This window comes from Undibacterium paludis, assembly GCF_022568815.1.
Lineage (GTDB): Bacteria > Pseudomonadota > Gammaproteobacteria > Burkholderiales > Burkholderiaceae_D > Undibacterium.
Genome location: NZ_JAKZHX010000003.1, coordinates 135,285 through 156,023, shown reverse-complemented (window position 1 = coordinate 156,023; position 20,739 = coordinate 135,285). Strand labels below are relative to the sequence as shown.

20 protein-coding genes are annotated in these 20,739 nt (G+C 51.6%); 13 read left to right on the top strand and 7 right to left on the bottom strand.

The window, feature by feature from the left end; all coding sequences use genetic code 11:
• The first annotated feature begins 277 nt into the window (after positions 1 to 277).
• From lepB to LZ463_RS07345, 3 genes are all read left to right on the top strand, one after another.
• Positions 278 to 1,108, top strand: coding sequence for a signal peptidase I (lepB, locus tag LZ463_RS07355; protein WP_241454975.1), 831 nt, complete (start codon positions 278 to 280; stop codon positions 1,106 to 1,108).
• A gap of 167 nt (positions 1,109 to 1,275) precedes the next feature.
• The gene (locus LZ463_RS07350) at positions 1,276 to 1,833 is read left to right on the top strand and encodes a PilZ domain-containing protein (protein WP_241454974.1); all 558 of its coding nucleotides are present in this window, start codon (positions 1,276 to 1,278) and stop codon (positions 1,831 to 1,833) included.
• Between the two features lie 304 nt (positions 1,834 to 2,137).
• Positions 2,138 to 2,503 (top strand): cytochrome b/b6 domain-containing protein, encoded by a 366-nt coding sequence (locus LZ463_RS07345; RefSeq protein ID WP_347176247.1) that lies wholly within the window; start codon positions 2,138 to 2,140, stop codon positions 2,501 to 2,503.
• A gap of 108 nt (positions 2,504 to 2,611) precedes the next feature.
• Here the strand turns inward: LZ463_RS07345 and LZ463_RS07340 are convergent, their stop codons facing one another.
• From LZ463_RS07340 to LZ463_RS07330, 3 genes are all read right to left on the bottom strand, one after another.
• On the bottom strand, positions 2,612 to 3,841 hold the full coding sequence (locus tag LZ463_RS07340) for an MFS transporter (protein ID WP_241454972.1): 1,230 nt from the start codon (positions 3,839 to 3,841) through the stop codon (positions 2,612 to 2,614).
• A gap of 122 nt (positions 3,842 to 3,963) precedes the next feature.
• On the bottom strand, positions 3,964 to 4,644 hold the full coding sequence (locus LZ463_RS07335; protein WP_241454971.1) for a Fe2+-dependent dioxygenase: 681 nt from the start codon (positions 4,642 to 4,644) through the stop codon (positions 3,964 to 3,966).
• 73 nt (positions 4,645 to 4,717) lie between these two features.
• A complete protein-coding gene (locus tag LZ463_RS07330) occupies positions 4,718 to 6,985 on the bottom strand; it encodes a catecholate siderophore receptor Fiu (protein ID WP_241454970.1) in 2,268 nt (755 codons plus the stop codon).
• A gap of 318 nt (positions 6,986 to 7,303) precedes the next feature.
• On the opposite strand from LZ463_RS07330, the gene LZ463_RS07325 reads away from it, so the two are divergent.
• The 5 genes from LZ463_RS07325 to crcB all read left to right on the top strand — a co-directional run bounded on the left by LZ463_RS07325 (position 7,304) and on the right by crcB (position 10,404).
• Complete coding sequence (locus tag LZ463_RS07325) at positions 7,304 to 7,816, top strand: outer membrane lipoprotein (RefSeq protein ID WP_241454969.1); 513 nt, start codon at positions 7,304 to 7,306, stop codon at positions 7,814 to 7,816.
• 226 nt (positions 7,817 to 8,042) lie between these two features.
• Positions 8,043 to 9,248: a molybdopterin molybdotransferase MoeA gene (locus tag LZ463_RS07320; protein WP_241454968.1), complete on the top strand. Its 1,206-nt coding sequence runs from the start codon at positions 8,043 to 8,045 to the stop codon at positions 9,246 to 9,248.
• A 26-nt stretch (positions 9,249 to 9,274) separates the two neighbouring features.
• Positions 9,275 to 9,532 carry a molybdopterin converting factor subunit 1 gene (gene moaD / locus LZ463_RS07315; protein WP_241455156.1) on the top strand — a complete coding sequence of 86 codons (258 nt, stop codon included), beginning with the start codon at positions 9,275 to 9,277 and terminating at the stop codon, positions 9,530 to 9,532.
• A gap of 3 nt (positions 9,533 to 9,535) precedes the next feature.
• Positions 9,536 to 10,024 (top strand): molybdopterin synthase catalytic subunit MoaE, encoded by a 489-nt coding sequence (moaE, locus tag LZ463_RS07310; RefSeq protein ID WP_241454967.1) that lies wholly within the window; start codon positions 9,536 to 9,538, stop codon positions 10,022 to 10,024.
• Positions 10,021 to 10,404 carry a fluoride efflux transporter CrcB gene (crcB, locus tag LZ463_RS07305; RefSeq protein ID WP_241454966.1) on the top strand — a complete coding sequence of 128 codons (384 nt, stop codon included), beginning with the start codon at positions 10,021 to 10,023 and terminating at the stop codon, positions 10,402 to 10,404. Before moaE ends, crcB begins: the two co-directional genes overlap by 4 nt.
• A 22-nt stretch (positions 10,405 to 10,426) precedes the next feature.
• Here crcB and LZ463_RS07300 read toward each other — a convergent pair whose 3' ends face one another.
• Positions 10,427 to 11,374: a phytanoyl-CoA dioxygenase family protein gene (locus LZ463_RS07300; protein ID WP_241454965.1), complete on the bottom strand. Its 948-nt coding sequence runs from the start codon at positions 11,372 to 11,374 to the stop codon at positions 10,427 to 10,429.
• 226 nt (positions 11,375 to 11,600) lie between these two features.
• On the opposite strand from LZ463_RS07300, the gene pip reads away from it, so the two are divergent.
• Positions 11,601 to 12,569, top strand: coding sequence for a prolyl aminopeptidase (gene pip / locus LZ463_RS07295; RefSeq protein WP_241454964.1), 969 nt, complete (start codon positions 11,601 to 11,603; stop codon positions 12,567 to 12,569).
• 51 nt (positions 12,570 to 12,620) lie between these two features.
• On the opposite strand, the gene LZ463_RS07290 is transcribed toward pip, so the two are convergent.
• Entirely contained in the window at positions 12,621 to 13,175 is a 555-nt protein-coding gene (locus LZ463_RS07290) for a hypothetical protein (RefSeq protein WP_241454963.1), read from the bottom strand.
• A 118-nt stretch (positions 13,176 to 13,293) separates the two neighbouring features.
• On the opposite strand from LZ463_RS07290, the gene clpB reads away from it, so the two are divergent.
• A complete protein-coding gene (gene clpB / locus LZ463_RS07285) occupies positions 13,294 to 15,903 on the top strand; it encodes an ATP-dependent chaperone ClpB (protein ID WP_241454962.1) in 2,610 nt (869 codons plus the stop codon).
• A gap of 92 nt (positions 15,904 to 15,995) precedes the next feature.
• On the opposite strand, the gene LZ463_RS07280 is transcribed toward clpB, so the two are convergent.
• Complete coding sequence (locus tag LZ463_RS07280; RefSeq protein WP_241454961.1) at positions 15,996 to 16,781, bottom strand: AraC family transcriptional regulator; 786 nt, start codon at positions 16,779 to 16,781, stop codon at positions 15,996 to 15,998.
• Between the two features lie 157 nt (positions 16,782 to 16,938).
• Here LZ463_RS07280 and LZ463_RS07275 point away from each other — a divergent pair, with 157 nt between their 5' ends.
• The 3 genes from LZ463_RS07275 (at position 16,939) to LZ463_RS07265 (ending at position 19,889) form a co-directional block, all read left to right on the top strand.
• Entirely contained in the window at positions 16,939 to 18,162 is a 1,224-nt protein-coding gene (locus tag LZ463_RS07275) for an MFS transporter (RefSeq protein WP_241454960.1), read from the top strand.
• Between the two features lie 52 nt (positions 18,163 to 18,214).
• A complete protein-coding gene (rraA, locus tag LZ463_RS07270) occupies positions 18,215 to 18,709 on the top strand; it encodes a ribonuclease E activity regulator RraA (protein ID WP_241454959.1) in 495 nt (164 codons plus the stop codon).
• Between the two features lie 358 nt (positions 18,710 to 19,067).
• Positions 19,068 to 19,889: an N-acetylmuramoyl-L-alanine amidase-like domain-containing protein gene (locus LZ463_RS07265; RefSeq protein ID WP_241454958.1), complete on the top strand. Its 822-nt coding sequence runs from the start codon at positions 19,068 to 19,070 to the stop codon at positions 19,887 to 19,889.
• Here LZ463_RS07265 and LZ463_RS07260 read toward each other — a convergent pair.
• The gene (locus tag LZ463_RS07260; RefSeq protein WP_241454957.1) at positions 19,886 to 20,632 is read right to left on the bottom strand and encodes a transcriptional regulator; all 747 of its coding nucleotides are present in this window, start codon (positions 20,630 to 20,632) and stop codon (positions 19,886 to 19,888) included. The genes LZ463_RS07265 and LZ463_RS07260 overlap by 4 nt on opposite strands.
• Positions 20,633 to 20,739 lie beyond the last annotated feature (107 nt).

The window sequence follows — 20,739 nt, the reverse complement described above, 5'->3', positions numbered from 1 at the left end:
GGCTTTTTCTTTATCTGTACTTCCTGGCATGCCATTCCAATTTCATTATTCTCATTTTTTCTCACAGATAGGTGCTTCGCTCTATTTTACATCGAATGCGGACTTCAACGATTTGAGCTCTGCTTACGTCATATTTAATTGCTAATTTATTAAAGTTGTTAAAAGTTTGGGGTGATAGTAATTTCCTGCTTCGGTTGGGCTTGTGATGCATTACTTGACGTTTGAATAATTACACTCAATAATCGCTTGCGTTTAGAATCGCACCAGAAATCTCCTCATGCAAGTCGAAAAGAAACGAAGCCCCTTATTCTCCGCATTTTTAAATTTGCTTTCCCCTGGACTGGGGTTTCTATATCTTAACCGCATCGCACTTGCGATCGCTGCGATAGCATTCATGCCGGTCGTTTTTTTTCTTGGGGGCAGGTCAGGATGGATTCTCTCTCCGAAGGGATTCCTGGTCGTGTCGGTGGTTTTTGTTGGTGGTTGGCTCGGTATGGCGGCCTGGGCATACCTTATCGCAAGGAAACAGAAATCGATTAAGCTGGGACCATTTCAGCGGGGATATATCTACATTGGATTTACGATAATAGTTGGTGTATCACTCACTCTCGTCACTGCCTTTCGGGGCGTTCTTTTTGGTTACGATGTATTTAGGATGCCCTCGGCATCGATGGAGGCGACGCTCCTGGTTGGCGATGATTTTATTTCCAATACTCAGGCATTTTCCCACCGGGTGCCGCGACGTGGAGAAGTGGTCGTGTTCCGCGACCCCAGGCAATCGGACATCAAGTATGTTCAGCGTGTCATAGGCTTACCTGGAGAAAAGATCACGTTTCGTGATGGCCGTGTATTTGCAAACGGAATCTTAGTCCCCGATTCGTACATAGAGCAGAAAAATAACACGGGTCTGCACCAAACTACCTCAGAATTTGAGGTGGGGACAGATTCATATTTTCTCCTCGGAGACAATCGAGACAATAGTGCAGATAGCCGTTATTGGGGTTCCATACCAGCAAAGTATTTATATGGGAGTGTGGAATTCATCTATTTCTCCTTTGGGGAAGGGGGCGTTCGCTGGGAGAGAATTGGCCGACGAATGAAGGATTGAAGTCGTGTCTGATTTTCTTGTGTAATGTCAGTTCGTGAATTTACGGTATTATTGTGCTACATGTTTGGCATTCCATCGCTTGCAAATAAAGTAGCGGTATTTGATATGCCATGAATGGATTTCATGGTCATGCGACACTTGAAGAACTAATCCGGGGCATTCGCGTAATGGTTACATCCAGAAAGAATGGTGTCATTGTGGAGCTGGTGGCGGACGCGACATCAGTGCCCGAACCTGACAAGGCAGAAGTGCCTTTGACTGCGCTGACACCTGCATTTGTGCCAGAACTTGCTACCGCTGAGCCTCCTGCTGCTACGTTACCGGTAAAGAGTGTTTTTAATCCCAAAAATGTGGTGCCCAACCGTCGTTTGCACCGGCGTTACCTGGTCAAGTGGCGGATGGCGATTGTCTATGAAGGCGGTTCGGGCAAGAAGACTTTTCATGGGCGCGTCAATGAGATTTCCCTGAGCGGACTCAGCATACATTGCGACTACAATATCTTCTATGAGGGCAAGGTGATTTTGTTGCTGATCCTGCCGCCATTGAATGCGGGCACCAGGCCCAAAACACTGGAGATCAGTTGCCGCATGAATTACACCATTCTGTCCCAGCAATTGTTTCGTATTGGCCTGGAGTTTCTTGAGTTCCAGGGTAATGACAAAAAGCTGCTGGAAGACAGACTCAACATCAGCAATGCGGGTGGTATGGCTTATATGGATCTTTAGCATTACTGTTTGCCTGGTCACCAGCTTAAAAAATCAATCTCTCTCCCTTCGTAAGCCGCGGGTCTGATATCTTTCAAATACTTGGCTTCACCCATCATTTGTCCTATCGCAAGTCCGACTTTGTTGGGCCTGACACCATGTCGCAACCCGGTTCCGGTCAGAACCTCTCCCCCAAAAAATGCCCGTAACTGATATCGATTGCGTAGTCGGCGATGGTAGATGGCTTTATGTTCGTTGTTGCAAGTTTAATTCGGGTATGCGATAGGTACTATCGAAGTGATGCGAACCTTCTGGGGCTTGCGCGGTGATTACTACGCCCGCTTTACCCAGTTTGTGCAGTCCGGTACAGACCTTGCGCTATGCGCGACAGATGTCTGATCGGCACGAGGCACGCTACATAGGCCACAACCTCCTTGGCGGCTGGATGGTGGTTGTCTTGCTGTCGTGCGTAGCCTTGACCAGCCTGACCGGTTATTTATTCACGACGGACTTGTTATGGGGCCATGACTGGCTTGCGGACCTGCATATCGCGCTGTCGTGGTCGATGGTTGGATTGGTTGCCCTGCATTTGCTGGGTGTCATCATGACCAGCTATCGTCATCGTGAAAACCTGGTGCGTGCCATGATTGCCGGCATCAAGACTGCTCCTGCCGGGGATGATGTAATGTGAATTGCGGACCGCATGCACGCATGCGTCTGATTCGAAAGCAGACACATAGTTTTTGGTCATGCTCCGGGTTTTTCTACTTCGTCACAATAAACACCTGGAGCATTTGCTCTAAGCCGCAGCAGCTTGAAGTTGTTTGCCTCTCAGTAGCCTGGAAAAATTCATGCTCACCGCCAGCACACCTATACCACCTATGATCATGATGGGTGTACTGCCCAAATGATCTATCAGCCGGCCTGCAATGCCGACGCCTATCGACTGGCCGAGAAAGAAGCACGATGCAAAAGCGGATACCGCTGCACCACGGCGTTCAGGCGCCATCTGGGTAGCATTGATTTGCAGGGTATTGTGTAGCATATAGAATCCCAGTCCTGCAGCGAAACAGCCAGGTATGGCCCACCACCAGCCAGTTGACAAGCCAATGGCAGTCAGCGCAATTGCAAGGGTGGCACCACCCCATAGCGACAGGCCTGTTTCACCGAGCCGGCTCACCAGCCTGGCCGATGCCACCGCAAAGACAAAACCGCCAAGGCCAAATAGCATGATGACGGAACCAGCCGTGGTCAGCGAAACGCCATGCACATGGTGCAGATGAGAGGCGATGAAGGCGAAAGGTCCATACAGAAATGCGCCTTCCAGGAACACTGTCAGCAGTACGAGACGTGCCCAGGGCAGGGCGGCTATATGGCGGAACTCGGCGAACATGTGCAATATGGCAGAACCTTCGACTGTGCGTGTTAGCCTGGCATGGGCAGGCAATTGCCGGTTCAATATCAGCAGGCCACCGCCTACCGCTATAAAAATCGTCGATATGAAGAAGAATGGCAGCCGCCATTGCGCGGCATCGGCAGCCATGCCACCTGCAAACACACCGGCAGCCAGTCCAAGAATTTGTCCTATCAGAAAGCGTGCGAGTATGGGTTGCCGTTTGTCGTAAGCAACCACATCACCTATCCAGGCCATCGACAGGGGGATGATGGCAGCAGCCGTGGTGCCAGCAATAAAACGCGCAAACAGCAAGGCATGAAAATTCCCGGCCAGGGCGCATAAGCCGGAGGTGAGGGAGCAGGCTATCGCTGCGCACGCGATGACAAAATATTTACCGTAGCGATCGCCCAGAGGGCCAAAGAACAGTTGCGACAGCCCATAAGCAATCGAAAATACGGTTACCACCAGTGATGCATCACCAAGTGATACGCCGAAGTCTTTGCTTAACAGTGGTAATAAAGGGTCCATTACACGCAGCGATATACCGCTGCCAAATGCTGCCAGCGATAACAATGGCAGGGCGAGCGCAGGGGTGCTGGTATTTTCCGTGGATGTCGGGGCGGTAGGGGTCATGTATCTGCAGTGAAAAGTACATGCTGATTTTGCAAGAGTAAAATCAGCCAGGGATTTCATTGTAGAGGTAATTGGCGTTTCGTGTATTTGCCGGAATTGCCTGTGCCCGCGATCGAAAAAACTCAGGTCTCTGCCCACATCCTCAGAAGATTATGGTACTGACCAGTCAAGCCGAGCACTTCCGGGCTGTCGCCAAGCTGGCTGCGCAGGCGGGTAATGTTCTGATCCATTTCAAACAGCATGGAGCGGCGGGCGTCGTCGCGTATCATGCTTTGCGTCCAGAAGAAGGAGCATACCCGTTCGCCCTCAGTGACAGGCAAGACCTGGTGCAGGCTGGTGGATGGGTAGAGTATCAGGTCGCCGGCAGGCAATTTGACTTCATGGGTACCATAGGTATCAACCACCTCTAGTTCGCCGCCTTCATATTCTTCCGGCTCACACAAGAAAAGGGTGGAGGATACATCGGTGCGCAAGCGGCAATCAGTGTTGGCGACATTGCGCACGGAGCCGTCCACATGCAGGCCATAATGCTCCCCACCGGCATAGGAATTGAACAAGGGCGGCACGATGCGCATGGGCAGGGCGGCAGCAAAAAACAGGGGATTGTTCTTCAGTGCCGCCAGAACGATCTGCCCCAGTTCTTGCGCCAGGGGGGAATGCTCAGGTAGCTGGCGGTTGCGCTTGACCTGTGCGCCCTGAGCGCCAACAGTCTGTTTGCCGTCGACCCAGTTGGCTTCGTCAAGTCGCCGACGTATTTCACGAATCTGCTCACGGCTGAGTACTTCTGGTATATGTAGCATCATGGTTTACTGCTCCAACAAAAAAAACCCTCCTTCATGGGGAGGGGCGTTTGAATCTGTTTACTGCACCAGCGTGCTAGAACTTGACATTGGCGGTCAGGCTGACTGTACGTGGAGTACCCGGAGTATAACGATAGCCACTCTTGTTGATGGCGGCAACATAGTTTTTATCGGCAATATTATTGATATTCAATTGCAGGTCCAGGTTTTTGCTGACTGCATAGCTGGCCATGGCATCAAATACCCAATATGCCTCTGTTTTTGCAGGTGTGCCTATTGCACCATCAGTTCCTCGCAATAACGCATCAACAAAACGTGCGCCACCACCGATTTTCAGGCCCATAGGCAATTGATAAGACGTCCAGCCAGTGAAGCTTTGTTTTGGTGTGTAAGACAGGTTGTTGATGCCGCTGGCGGTGACTACCGGGCCGCTTTCTACGCTGGTATCCATTCTTGCATAGCCTGCGCTGACCAGCCAGTTGCGGTTGATGGCACCTGTCACGCCCAGTTCCACACCTTGTACACGTTTCTTGCCAGTCTGGTAGTACAACAGATCTGTCAGGTTTTGTACAACTTCATTGGACACTTCCGTACGATAGATGGCGGCTGTAAAGGACAGCTTTTGTTCCAGCAAATCCCATTTCGTGCCTATTTCCATGTTTTTGGTATCCTGCGGATCAAACTTGGGATTGGCTGCGCTGTTGGCTGATGTGCTCAAGGCAAAGTTGGAGCCGCCAGGTGGTTGCTTGGACGTAGAGTAAGATGCATAGATGCTGCTGTCCTTTGTGGGTTTGTACAAGGCGCCAAGCTTGACATTGACCAGATTGCCGGCCATGTTCAGATTGGTCGGTACCAGTGTGCCTACCGGCAAAGTCGGATTGCTGGTGGCGGTGGACAGACTGGCCGCTGAATAGTCTGTGCTGTAGTGATCAATGCGCACACCGGCATTGGCTTGCCATTCAGGGCTGAACTTGATGGTGTCAAATGCGTAGGCGCTGACTGTGCTGGTCGAACCGCGTGAGAATACGCCGTTGCGGGTAGGGTTCAGGCCGGTAATTGTGTCCCTTGGGTTGGGATTGTAGAAATTGGCTACGGGTAGAGTCCCCAGATTGTCATTGCCCCAGGTGTTTTGTTTTTCGCTGGTCAGTTCTACGCCGCCAAGCAGACTATGTTTGAGGCCCGCCAGTTCGAGGTCGGCAACCAGGTTGGTCTGGTTGGTCAGGATTTCGTTTTCCTGGTCTTTCAGCGTACGTGTGCCGCGCGCCAGTGTCCAGGTGGACAGGTCGGTGGCAGATGGTGTGACCAGATTGGCAGCTGTACCCATGAAGGAAGTCAGCAGATAATGCTGAGTGGTTTTGCCAAAGCGGGCTGTATTGATCAGTTTTACCTTGTCATTGAAGTCGTGTTCGACGCGACCGGTCAGCATGTCTGCTGTGACTTTATCAAAGTCGGTAGCAGAGCCATAGAAATTCCTGGAGTCAACCCTGGGTGCTGTCGCCAGGAAAGGGCGTTTGACATCGGGTGTGCTGTAGCCTGGCAAGCCCAGGGTCGGTACGCCGCCATCAGGGACATTGTCCTGCTGTACATGCAGGTAGTTGATGTAGAAACGGGTTGGCGACTTCAGGCCAAAAGCCAGGGAAGGGGCAACACCCCAGCGTTTGTTTTTTACTTCATTGCGGCCTGGAACCTCGCTGTCCTGGGCCATGACGTTCAGGCGGAATGCTGAACCCTGTTCGGCACTGATGAGTTTATTCACGTCAGCAGTCAGGCGTTTCTGGCGCCCGCTGCCAGCAGTCAAACTGCCAAATGTGGCATCGTCAAGGCCAGCCTGTTTGCTGACCAGATTGACTGAGCCGGTTGGGGCGCCGCGCCCGCCGTCGGTGCCGGCAGGTCCTTTGAGTACATCGACCTGTTCGATATTGAACAGGTCGCGCGAGATGGAGCCCAGGTCGCGTACACCATCCACATAGATGCTGCTGGACGTATCAAATCCTCGCATATAGATGGCGTCACCGGTGTTGGTGCTACCATTTTCACCGAGGAAGAATGCGCCAACGCCCGGGGTGTTGCGCAAGGCATCGGTCAAGGTCAGGGCGCCTTGCTGCTCAATGAGTTCACGCTTGATGACGGTAACGGTTTGTGTCGTATCAACCAGGGGTTGGGTATATTTGGGTGACGAAGCTTTGTCAGCTTTGAAGTCATTTTCTGTTTTTGCCGTTATTTTGACTTCTGGCAAACTGGGGTCTGCTGCTTGTGTTGCAATCGGCAACATCATGGCTGTTGCTGCTGCTATTGTCAGGTTGAAACGGGCGTGCTTATGCTTGCGACTCTTAATATGAACCATGATATTTCCTGGGAAGATGAAAATAAAATACCGCTGGCTTTTCTCGAAGAATGGCTAAGGCATAAATGTAAAAAAACAAGTGTGCAATTGTAACGAAATAAGTTGCAAAAGTAAATGATAATAATTCCTATTTGTGTTTTCGGCTTTGATATTGTCTGATTTTATGGACTGTTTTTTTGTTGCAATGTGCTATGTTATTTAATGAAAACCATACCTTGAATGTAAGTCTTTGTTACTTACTGAGGCTTTTGCGCAATTCATGTCAACAAAGTACTTGCTATTGCGTTGATTGAGTACATGACCTTTTTGGAGTGCAACATGCGCAAGCTTACTATCCTGGCTACCACCGCTCTCATCCTCGTGATATCAGGATGTGCAACACATCACTATCCTGCGAATACGCAAAATCAATATCCGGCGCAGTATCCGGCCTATGGGCAAAGCCAGCCGGTGGTGTATCCTAATCAGTATCAAAATAATTACATGGATACGGCCGTCATCGTCGCGATGCGTGACGTCAATGTCGGCGGCAATGGTAGTACATCCGGAGGCGGCGCAGTGGTCGGCGCCTTGCTTGGCGGTGTGCTTGGACATCAGGTCGGCAAGGGTACGGGGCGTGACCTGGCTACCATAGGTGGTGCTATTGCTGGTGGTGTGGTTGGCAATGAAATGGAACGTGGTTCAGCCGCACCGCGCAGCAAGCTGGAATTGACATTGCGATTGCAGAATGGCGAGCAACGCGCCTTGCTCGTGGAGCCGACCAATTATTATCGTATTGGCGACCGTGTCAGACTGACTTATCAAAACGGGCAAATGATGATAGCCCCTTGAGTCGTGTTGTACTGCTGGCAGCACCTGTCTGTCAGTGATCAGGAATTTTTTCAGGAAGACCACCGCCATCTGGCAGTGGTTTTTTTATGCACGGTCCGGTTTTTATATGCGGAATATACTGTTCGCATGATTTGATGTGGCTGATGTTTACCATGAGCTCTCAGGCTACAATGTCACATTGCTTGCCGGTATTACCTGCAAATACTGAATCAGGAAAACCATACTTATGTCCAAACCCATGTTAAGTGCTGCCGAAGCGCTCGATTTTTTGCTGTCTGCGGTTCGTCCTATCGTCGAAACTGAAACTCTTGCTACCATAGATGCCCATGGCCGTATCCTGGCTCGGGACCAGGCGTCGCTGTTGCACGTGCCCCCCATGGACAATACACAGATGGATGGCTATGCCGTTTATGCCAGTGACTGCGCCGGTGGTGAGGCGCGTTTGCGTATATCGCAGCGCATCCCCGCCGGCCATGTCGGCCAGCCTCTGGAGCCGGGTACCGCCGCGCGTATTTTTACCGGTGCCATGATACCTGCGGGAGCAGATGCAGTCGTCATGCAGGAGCAATGTGAGGCCATTGGCGAGTTTGTGACGATCAGACATCAACCTGAAAACGGGGAGTGGGTACGTCGCCAGGGTGAAGATATCCAGGCAGGTGCCACCATATTGCATGCAGGCACAAAATTACGCGCACAGGAGCTGGGCCTGGCAGCCTCGGTTGGCCTGGCGGAATTGCCAGTGCTGCGCAGACCCAGGGTGGCGGTGTTTTTTACAGGTGATGAGTTGACCATGCCCGGTGAACCTTTGAAGCCAGGGGCGATATACAATTCCAATCGATTTACGCTGAATGGCCTGTTACAGGATTTTGGTTGCGATGTGACAGACTATGGCATTGTTCCGGACAACCTGGCCGCTACCCGCGACACCTTGCGGCTTGCCAGCCAGGAACACGACTTGATCATTACCTCAGGCGGTGTGTCAGTTGGTGAAGAGGACCATGTGCGGCCTGCCGTTGAGGCCGAAGGCAGTCTGAATATGTGGCAGATTGCCATGAAGCCGGGCAAGCCCCTGGCTTTTGGTGAGGTCGGGCAGGCATTTTTTATCGGTTTGCCAGGCAATCCCGTGTCCAGTTTTGTCACCTTTTTGCTGTTTGTGCGCCCGTTTATTTTGCGCATGCAGGGCGTGCAGCAAGTTGCACCTGTGGCCTACCAGATGCGTGCTGATTTTGACTGGCTCAAACCAGACAGGCGTAACGAGTTTTTGCGTGCCCGTATCAATGCTGAAGGTGGTCTGGATTTGTTTCCCAATCAAAGTTCTGGCGTGCTGACGTCGACAGTATGGTGTGATGGACTGATTGATCTTGCGCCAGGACAAGCCATTAAAAAAGGTGATCTGGTACGCTATCTTCCTTTTCAAAGCCTGATGTCCTGAATTTTGTAATGAAGCGAGTAAGCATGATGAATATCCGATTGAGGTTTTTTGCCAGCGTCCGTGAAAAACTGGGCATGTCTGAGCAGACAGTAGTGCTGCCGGCTGAAGTGTTGACTGTGGGTGATGTCCGCACATGGCTGGCTGCACGCGGCGATGCCTGGGCTGAAGTACTTGCCCCGGAGCGTGCCTTGCGCATGGCGTATAACCAGCAAATGTGCGAGCCGGATACCCGGATCAGGGAAGGTGCGGAAGTCGCATTCTTCCCGCCCGTTACCGGAGGGTGAGCCGTGACCGTACGTGTACAGACCGCCGATTTTGACCTCAATGCAGAGCTTGTCGAATTGCGTAAAGCGAACCCTGGCATAGGTGCGCTGGTCAGCTTTGTGGGCCTGGTGCGTGATATCAACGACGGTACGACCGTCAGCACGATGGAACTGGAACATTATCCGGGCATGACAGAAAAGGCGCTGGCAGATATTGTTGCGCAGGCTCAAGCCCGGTGGCAACTGATCAATACCCTGGTCATACACAGGGTAGGCGTCTTGCAGCCACTGGACCAGATCGTGCTGGTGGCCGTAGCATCACGCCATCGTGGCGATGCCTTTGCCGCCTGCGAATTCGTCATGGATTACCTGAAAACACAGGCGCCATTCTGGAAAAAAGAACAAACGCCGGAAGGGGCGCGCTGGGTTGATGCGCGTGAGACAGATGACCAGGCCCTGAAAAAATGGGGTGTAGAAGCTGCCAATGCCGTTGTGCAGGGTAATGACGCATGAGCTGGCTTGGGATGTTCGCAGTTGGTCTTGGTGCAGCCCTCGGCGCCTGGTTGCGCTGGGCTTTGGGATTATGGTTTAACGGCATATATCCCTTGTTGCCGGTTGGCACTCTGGTGGCCAATTTGGGAGGTGGCTATATCATCGGCTTTGCTGTTGCTTTTTTCTCAGCCTATCCGCAACTGTCGCCGGAATGGCGTTTGTTCCTGATTACCGGCTTTCTAGGTGGTTTGACGACATTTTCCACATTCTCTGCCGAAGCCATGAGCCTCTTGCATCGCGGTGATTATGGATGGGCTCTGTTGCATAGCGGTGCTCATCTGACCGGTTCCATCATTTGCTGTTTTGCCGGGTTTGCCAGTTACCGGGCCTTGTTCCAGTAATTCATTACCGACGCGATGACCATCAGCGCCAAGTCTGTTGTATCTGCAATTCACTGGGCAGCATATTGATGTATTGAACGATGCGCGGCTTACTGCCCAGATTGGCACGGCTGCCATGTGGCAGTGCCTGCAACCAGATGATCAGGTCACCAGCCTTGCCACCAATGGGGACGGAACCCAAGGCATGCAAATCCTGCTCCCTGGGGTCTGCGCCCGCCGGCAGTTGATCCAGCCAGGCGTCTATACGCCGGTGAAACCCAGGTACAACGGTCAGGGCACCTTGCTCGGGCGGCGTATCTGTCAGATACAGTATGCCCTGGGTGGCAAAGGGGATGGGTTGCTGCAAGCTCATGTCCCAGTGCAGGTCAGGGCCGCGAAAACGGTGACCGGGACGATCCGGTACATTGAAGCCGCAACGATCGGTCGTGGCCCATAAATCTGCTGTCCCCCACAACTGTGCAAAAGCTTTGTGTATGCGCAGGGAGCGACGATTTTTTTCAAGTGCTGCTGACTGGAACAATTGCACCATGATGTTGGCATGCTGCCCGTGGTACCAGGATTCAATATCATCTTCACGCGCACCCAGTGTGTTCCAAATAACCTGTTCTGCGGCAGCGCAGTCTGCAGCCGGGACGGCATCATGCAGAATGACATAACCATTTTCTTGCCAGAACTGCAGGTCATCTGCGTCCAGCACATCTGCCATGACGAGGATTTGCTGATGCTGTTCTGTGATAGCAGCAGCCTGTGCAGTACCGTGAATCAGGTGCCGCAGGCGGGCGATGGCGGTGTCGGTCGGCTTGCCGGCTGTTTCAATTATCCAGGCATTGAACTCGTCAAAGCCAGGCGCATTCTGCATCAGGTACTGACTGGTCTGTTCCAGCCCCAGTCCCAGCGTGGAAAGAAGCAGGCGGTCACGATGGTAGTCAGGATTGGAGCCGGACACGACCCCGGCACGTGCATCCAGCATCCGTGACCAGTATTGCCGGAGGTGAGGGACATCATTTTGTCCCGGTTCTAAGGATGGCCGCGTTGCTGCTGGGTGATCTGCGAGTGGCATGATTTGTATGAGATTTTAAGGTCGGATGATAAGCAAGACTAACTATTTGAACAAGAAAACATTGTAATATTGCACATTTACTGCAATGACTGCCAGAGCCAAGTACTATTTTTCTTCCATCTCTTGATTTGTATCTATGACTACCGACACTCTGTTTCCCCCCATAGAACCCAACCGAAGCGGCATGCTGGCGGTTGATGAAACCCATGCCCTGTATTGGGAAGAAAGCGGTAACCCTGATGGGCAGCCCGTGCTGTTCCTGCATGGCGGCCCTGGTGCCGGTACGACAGCAAATCATCGCCGTTATTTTGATCCAGGGCACTACCGTATCGTCTTGTTTGATCAGCGTGGCGCAGGTAAGTCCCAGCCTTTGGGTGAATACCGCGACAATACAACAGCCTTGCTGATTTCCGACATAGAAAAAATTCGCGAGATGCTGGGAATAGAGCAGTGGCTGATTTTTGGTGGTTCCTGGGGTTCTACTCTGGCCTTGGCCTATGGAGAAGCGCATCCGGAACGTTGTCTTGGTTTTGTGTTGAGAGGCATTTTCCTGTGTACCAAGGCAGAAGTCGAATGGTTTGTGAATGGCATGAAATGGTTCTTCCCCGAAGTACATCAGCGTTTCACTGAAGGTGTACCAGAAGCCGAACGTCATGATCTGCTCAAGGCATATGCCGAGCGCCTGTTCTCCAGTGATCCCGCCATCTATACAGAGGCTGCACGTAACTGGAGCCGTTACGAAGGGTCTTGTATTTTCCTGTTGCCGCAGGCGGACGTTATTGCCGATTTTGAGTCAGATGCGATCAGCATAGGCCTGGGCAGGCTGGAGGCGCACTATATGATCAATGGCGCGTTTATGCGTGAAGACCAGTTGATACAGGAAATAGGGCGCATACGCCATTTGCCCGCAGTGATTGTGCAGGGCCGCTATGACGTTGTCTGCCCTCCAGTTACCGCATATCGCTTGCATCAGGCCTGGCCAGAAGCCAGCCTGCATGTAATTGCCGATGCCGGGCATGCCGGTTCCGAACCGGGCATTGCTGCTGCCCTGGTCCAGGCAACCGAGCAATTCAAGCTGAATGGCAAGTTTGATCCGGCCATCTAAAGCGCAGTCTGACTGGCATTGTGGCGTAAAAACAGCAATGCCAGTACCGGTTTAATTGAGCAAATGGGCGGGAGGTGCTTCTGGGGTGCTGCTCGTCATTTCCAGGGTAAAACCCCAGTCGGCTTTTTCAACAGCGTCCTGGAATAATTTGCAAAAGCCGTGCAGTAACCTGCTGCCCATGGCGACTTCAAAGTTTTTGCCACCGTCCACAACAAACTCCATCCTGAATGGTGCAGTAGCATGGACATGGAATTGTATGTCTACAGGCAACAAGGCATCCTTGCCCAAGGGCCAGCCATCAACATTACTCTCATAGGGTTTGTTAAAAACACCACCTTCTTGCATGGCGGCTAATGAGGCTTCATGTTCCATTTGCACGATTTCAGAACTGGCGTGGGCAGCCCCTGGCTTACTCATCCTGACCTGCTTGGTCATGGCTTCGAGCAAGGCTGGCCAGAATTTCATACTGGTACGGCGGGTGAACAGCAAATGGATTTCTTGCCTGCCGCTAGGCGCGCCGTCACTTGATTTTTCTGCAAATGAAAACTTGACCAGTAATCTATCCTGATCAGGTAAATAGCTGGTTTGTAACTGATGTAATTCCATGTGATATTTGATGTAACGCAAACAGCCCTAAGTGTTCTCGATGAGATGTTTCCGGTATTCTTGAAATTGGCTTTGCTGCCCCAAATTGAGATGGTAACTAATTCTTCAGGAGAGAGTCATGCGACTCGATAAATTAACCACCAAATTGCAAGAAGCCCTCGCCGACGCGCAAAGCCAGGCAGTCGGCAATGATAACCAATACATAGAGCCTGTGCACGTTTTGTTGGCTTTAATTAACCAGGATGACGGTAGCAGCCGTTCCTTGTTGCAGAGGGCAGGTGTGAATGTTGTCGCTCTTACCAATGCCTTGAAGGCTGCGCTGGAACGCTTGCCCAAGGTCAGCGGGGCGGACGGCCAGGTGCAGGCAGGTCGTGAGCTGGTTGGCTTGCTCAATCTGGCGGACAAAGAATCACAAAAGCGTGGCGACCAGTTCCTGGCCAGTGAAATGGTCTTGCTGGCATTGACCGACGACAAGTCCGATGCCGGCAAACTGGCGCGTGAAAATGGCCTGACCCGCAAGGCGCTGGAAGCCGCGATAGCAGCTGTGCGCGGCGGCGGCAATGTCGACAGCCAGGATGCAGAAGGCCAGCGCGAGGCTTTGAAAAAATACACACTGGACCTGACCGAGCGCGCACGCCTGGGCAAGCTTGATCCGGTCATCGGTCGCGATGATGAAATCCGCCGCGCCATCCAGGTATTGCAACGCCGTAGCAAAAACAATCCTGTACTGATAGGCGAACCCGGTGTTGGTAAAACCGCTATCGTCGAAGGTTTGGCGCAGCGTATCGTTAATGGCGAAGTACCGGATAGCTTGAAGTCCAAGCGGGTTTTGTCACTGGATATGGCGGCTTTGCTGGCTGGCGCAAAATTCCGCGGTGAGTTTGAAGAGCGTCTGAAAGCCGTCCTCAAAGAAATTGCCATGGACGAAGGGCAGACCATCGTTTTCATCGATGAACTGCACACCATGGTCGGTGCCGGCAAGGCCGAGGGCGCGATGGACGCAGGTAATATGCTCAAACCTGCTCTGGCGCGTGGCGAACTGCACTGCGTGGGTGCGACTACGCTTGATGAATACCGCAAATACATAGAGAAAGATGCGGCGCTGGAAAGACGCTTCCAGAAGATACTGGTTGACGAACCCAGTGTTGAGGCAACCATAGCGATCCTGCGCGGCCTGCAAGAAAAATATGAAGTTCACCACGGCGTTGATATTACCGACCCGGCGATTATCGCTGCGGCAGAATTGTCGCATCGCTATATCACTGACCGCTTCTTGCCCGATAAGGCGATAGACCTGATCGACGAAGCCGCGGCCAAGATCAAGATAGAAATTGATTCCAAGCCGGAAGTCATGGACAAGCTCGACCGCCGTCTGATACAACTGAAGATAGAGAGGGAGGCCGTCAAGCGCGAGAAAGATGAAGGCTCAAAAAAACGGGTATTCCTGATCGAAGAAGAAATCGACAGGCTGTCGCGTGAATATGCCGACCTCGAAGAAATCTGGAAGGCAGAAAAAGCCCTGGTACAGGGTAGCGCCCACATCAAGGAAGAGATAGAAAAGATTCGCCTGCAAATGGATGAAGCCAAGCGCAAGGGCGACTGGCAGACCATGTCTGAACTGCAGTATGGCCGCTTGCCAGAACTGGAAACGCAGCTGAAACAGGCTGACACACAAGCAGATAAAAATGCAGCGGAAGGCAGCAAGATGAAATTGCTGCGTACCCAGGTAGGTGCTGAAGAAATTGCCGAAATCGTCTCGCGTGCAACCGGTATCCCGGTATCGCGCATGATGCAGGGGGAGCGTGAAAAACTCCTGCACATGGAAGATGCCTTGCATGAGCGTGTGGTTGGTCAGCATGAGGCGATCACAGCGGTATCTGATGCTATCCGCCGTTCACGTTCGGGACTGGGTGATCCTGGCAGACCTTACGGTTCTTTCCTGTTCCTGGGACCAACAGGCGTTGGCAAGACAGAGTTGTGTAAAGCCCTGGCCGGCTTCATGTTTGATACGGAAGAGTCATTGATCCGTATAGACATGAGTGAATTCATGGAAAAACATTCCGTTGCCCGCCTGATCGGTGCGCCGCCTGGTTATGTCGGCTATGAAGAAGGCGGCTACCTGACCGAAGCAGTGCGCCGGAAACCTTATAGTGTGATTTTGCTTGATGAGGTCGAGAAGGCACATCATGATGTTTTCAATGTTCTGTTGCAGGTGCTTGACGATGGTCGTATGACGGACGGGCAGGGGCGCACGGTGGATTTCAAAAACACGGTGATCGTCATGACATCGAATCTTGGTTCGCATCAGATACAGGCCATGGAAGGCAGTGATCCGGAGGTGATCAAGATGGCTGTGATGGGTGAGGTGAAAACCCATTTCCGTCCCGAGTTCATCAACCGTATCGATGAACTCGTGGTGTTCCATTCGCTCGATGCCAAGAATATAGGTGCAATCGCCAGGATACAGTTGAAGACCCTGGAGCAGCGTCTGCGTCAGATGAACATGGGCTTGCAGGTCAGCGAAGACGCCTTGCAAAAAATTGCCGAAGCAGGTTTTGATCCTGTGTATGGCGCCCGCCCCTTGAAACGGGCAATACAGCAAGAGATAGAAAATGTCTTGTCCAAGCTGATCCTGCAGGGCAAATTCGGGCCCAAGGATGTCATTGTCATTGACGCTGCCAATCATGAACTCGTCTTTACCAAAGGCGAAGCAGAATTTAATGACTGAAACCGGAATGTCAGGGAACTATTCCAGGCAGACTGGGTCTTAGCATAAAGTAGGAAGCAAGTTCGGGGTGGCATGCCAATGTCACCCTTTTTTTATTTTTGCCTGAAGAAATTTGAGGGGGATTCTCCAAAAGTCTTTTTGAACATGGCAGAAAACGCTGACTGACTGGCATAGCCAAGTTCTTCCGCCACTTGTGACAAAGGCAAGCCGCTGGTTACCAGTGGGAAGGCTTTCGACAGACGCATTTGCTGGCGCCAGGCAGAAAACGACATGTTCAACTCACTTTCAAACAGGCGTGACAGAGTCCGGGATGAGGCACCCACTTGTCGGGCGTAGTCTTCGAGAGTCAGCCCGCTGGAGGGTTCAGCCAGTAAAATTTCACACAGGCTTTTCAGGCGCTTGTCGCGAGGCATGGGCAGGTGTATGGGCAGGTGTTTTGCTGCCTGGATTTCATCAATCACCACTGTTGCCAGATGGGCTTCGCGTTCGCTGCCGGCAGTGATAGTTTCCATGGTGACAATCAATTCCCTCAATAAAGGAGCGACTTCCAGTACCAGGCACTCACTGCCTTTGAAGGGCACATGGTCGGCATGGAAATACAGCACACGTAGCTGTGAGGGTTCAATAATGCGTACTTCGTGCTCAACACCAGACGGTATCCAGATGGCGCGCAAGGGCGGGACAAACCAGGTGCTGTCATTAGCAATGATTTGCATCATGCCTTCCGGGGTATAGGTAAATTGCCCCCATACGTGACGATGCATGCTGATGACTTCTTCGGTTTGCAGGTTGCGTGCAGTCAGGCGTACGGGTCTGTCCGCCGTTGGGTATTTATCCAATGGCTGCGGACGGGTGTCGGTCAGTATTTCTATACTCATGACAACGTGACTTTCAGAGAAGTGGCAAGTGCCATTATAAAATGGCGTAAATTCGATAAAACTTGTCCATCTATCTTAAATCAGACTATCTGATTTTGCTTACACTTCATGAGTCGGGCGCAGAAATGCGCCAACTTATTAGCGAAAGGACATGGTAATGACTACAGTAGTAAGCGCACAAGATCATATCAGGCAGGACGTAATGGTTATCAGCCTGGTCGGGCTTGCACATGGTATTTCGCATTTTTTTCACATGATACTGGCACCCCTGTTTCCCTGGATCAAAGAGGCATTCAGCCTCTCTTTCGCAGAGCTGGGATTGCTGATGACAGTGTTTTTTGTGATTTCCGGCATAGGCCAGGCTCTATCCGGTTTTGTTGTCGACAAAGTCGGCGCCAGGGCGGTACTGTTTTTTGGCATCAGCTGTCTGGGGGTGTCAGCACTTGTTTTGTCATCTGCACAAAATTACGCCATGCTTTTAGTGGGCTCTGGTCTGGCAGGTGTGGGCAATAGTGTATTTCATCCTTCTGATTACACTTTGCTTAATAAAAAGGTGAGCAGCCAACGTTTGGGTTATGCATTTTCTGTCCATGGTGTGACGGGCAACCTGGGCTGGGCGGCTGCACCTGTGTTTCTGGTGACAATCGCGGGGATGACTACCTGGCGCACAGCCCTGTTTTGTGCCGCCTTCCTGCCATTTGTGGTGCTGGCTATTCTGTTTGTATTTCGCGATTTGCTCCATACCGAAGTCAGTCATAGGGCAGCCAGTATTGATGCGGGCAAGGTCAAGGAAGGCACGACAGATTTCATGCGTATCCCGGCTGTATGGATGTGCTTCGGTTTTTTCTTCATGACAGCCATAGCACTGGGAGGCATACAGAGTTTTTCTTCGGCCAGTCTGCGTCAGATGTATGAAATGTCACTGGAGTCGGCGACTACTGCTTATACCTTGTATATGCTGGCGTCGGCTGCGGGCATGCTGTGGGGTGGTTATCTGGCGGCCAGGTCCACCCAGCATGACAGGACGATTACCATCGCGTTTGGTTGTGCCGGAGTACTCTCACTTGTCCTGGCCAGTGGTGCGGCGAATGCAATCCTGGCCATTGTACTGATGGCTGGTATCGGGTTCGGTGCCGGTGTGGCTGGCCCTTCGCGTGACTTGCTTATACGTGCTGCCGCACCAAAAAATGCGACTGGCAGGGTATATGGCATCGTGTATTCCGGTCTTGATTCCGGTCTGGCGGTAGCGCCGCTGATTTTTGGTGCAATCATGGATGCGCATCATCCTTCGTGGTTATTTGTCTGTGTTGGTTTCTTCCAGGTGATGGCAATCTTGACCGCCGTCAATGTCGGCAGCAAGACGCGTAAATTGGCTGTTTGATCAATGCTGCATAGCTGGTTAAAATGGGCTTCCGCCCAACCAAGGAAAAATCATGAGCTTTGCTACCTGTGATATTTGTGATGCCAACGAAGACAAGATTGCTACGCATGAACTGGCAGTTATACCGCCGATTTTCATGCGTTTTGGTAATGTGACCAGATTCAGCGGGCAAGCCGTGACCTTGAAGGTATTTGAAGACAATGTCCTGGTCAGGAGTACGCTGGAGACACCTGGCAACGGTCGTGTACTGGTCATTGACGGAGGTGGTAGTTTTCGTTGCGCCCTGGTTGGCGGCAACCTGGCTGCGCTTGGTGAAAAGAATGGCTGGTCAGGCATCATCGTGCATGGTTGTATACGGGATGTTGATGAAATCAATGCTTGCAACATAGGCGTACGTGCCATGGCGCCCATGCCGCTACGCAGCAGTAAGCATGGTGGTGGTATGAAAGATTTACGCATTAATATTGCCGGTATCGCCATTCATCCCGGAGACTGGATCTACGCAGATGCCGATGGAGTAGTGGTCGCCAGGCATGCATTAGTATAGCAAGAGGCAACTGTCACACTTTTAAAAATCAGGCTTAAGTCTATTCCCGCGCAGACCTGGTGTCCTGCGGGTGTTTCTGCATGCGGTGGGTTTGTATAGCTTGTGGTATAAAGCCGACTCTTATAAATTATCTGCTTCCAACATGTTTCTGCGTTCACTGACAATTGCACTTGCTTCGGTATTTGCTATAACCATTCTGATTACCATGCCCGCTCAAGCTCAAGCTCAAGCTCAAGCTCAAGCTCAAGCTCAAGCTCAAGCTCAAGCTCAAGCTCAAGCTCAAGCTCAAGCTCAAGAGAAGGCGCAGCCAAATCTGAATACAGGCGCTGAACCCTACCCTGGCAAAAAACTGTTCCAGATGACACCGCAAGAGGTCGACAAATACCTGGCTTACCTGTATGTCAGCGTACCTGACCTGCGTCAGCGGATAGCGATCATCGCACGCAAGAATATAGGTCAGGCTTACAAGCTGAACCTGCTTGGCGAATTTCCGTTCGAGATACACGATAATCTGCCCATGTACAGCCTGACGCATAGTGATTGCCTGGTGTTTGCCGAGCATACTTACGCAATGGCGCTGAGCAAGTCCTGGGATGAATTTTTCTGGACCTTGCAGCGCATACGCTATAAAGACGGGCAAATAGGTGTCGTCACACGCAATCATTACACAGAGGTCGACTGGAACGTCAATAATGCCTGGTTGCTGAAGGATATCAGCGGCGGTTTTGCTGCTGACAAGATAGCCAGCTACGATATCACTGTTGACAGGGCAAAATTCCTGCGTGAGCAACATCACACGATGACAAACATACCTGTGCAGGCCAGTCGCGAAGCTTATGTGAAAGCAGGTCAGGTCAATGCCGTGCTCAATCAGCTGCAGGCCGGTGATTTCGTCAATGTGGTGTCGGACAAAGAGGGTTATCAGTCAATTACCCATGTCGGCCTGGTGGTGATTGATGCTGACGGTAAAAGGAATTTCCTGAATTCTTCCGACCCACAGGTAAAAGAAGAAAGTTTTGATGCCTTCGTCGCCCGTACCAATGAAAGAACCAAAAACAGCAAACTTGCTCATCCACGGAAGTTGATCGGTTTTAAATTCCTGCGTTTGCGTGACGATATCGTGATCCCGCCGTCCATCAGTTTGCCCAGGCCGAATGCAGACAAGCCAGTAATACGTTAAGTTTTTCTGCGCAAAGCAGTAAAGCTGGCCGGTTCCCATTCACGCATGGCAAACAGGGCGGCGGTACCACGTCGTTTTTTCAAGGGGCTGGCCAGGCTGTCCGTGTGCAGGTCAGCAAATTTTTGTCTGAGCAACCTCAATTCAGCATGGAATTTTTCCAGTGCGGCATCGGTGAGCATACCGTGGATGAAATGCATGGATTCATGCCCCTGCTGGAAACGTGAATCAAGGAAATCTGTCATGCCGGTTTCCTGAAAATACAGGCGTATCGGCCCATGTGCCAGCCAGTCAAAATCGCGGGCGATGTTCAGACGTATGCGGTTATTTGGCAACAGGCTGATCAGTCTCAATTTATCCAGACGCAATAATTTGCTCAGGCACTCTGCTTCGCTGAATTGATATACCTGCAGGATTTCTTCAAACTTCCAGTGATTCAAGGCGCAGACTGCGACCAGCAGCAGCTTGGTATCGGACACCAGTTCTTTTTCCTGTGCGACGGACAGGGTGTGGATACGGGCATTGCTGGCATTGGCTTCCTGGGTGATTTCCATCAGGCTGAATCCAAGAAACTGGCTGAGCTGCGCCAGTCTCTCGATACTCATATTGGCGCCATGCTCGGTACTGAGCAGACGTTTGATGCTGGCTTCTGACAAGTCAAGGGTCAGCGCAACATCCTTGTAGGTTTTACCTTGTTGCTTGAGCTGAAACTTGATGCTGCTGAGAATTTGCCTGATTTCAGTCATGTTGATGGTTCAGTTTATTGCCTGGTTACAAGGTGGGTAGCATTGAAGGTTACAAAAGATAATACCTTCTCTATGCTTTTCTGCTACTTTACCATTAATGGTTTCAT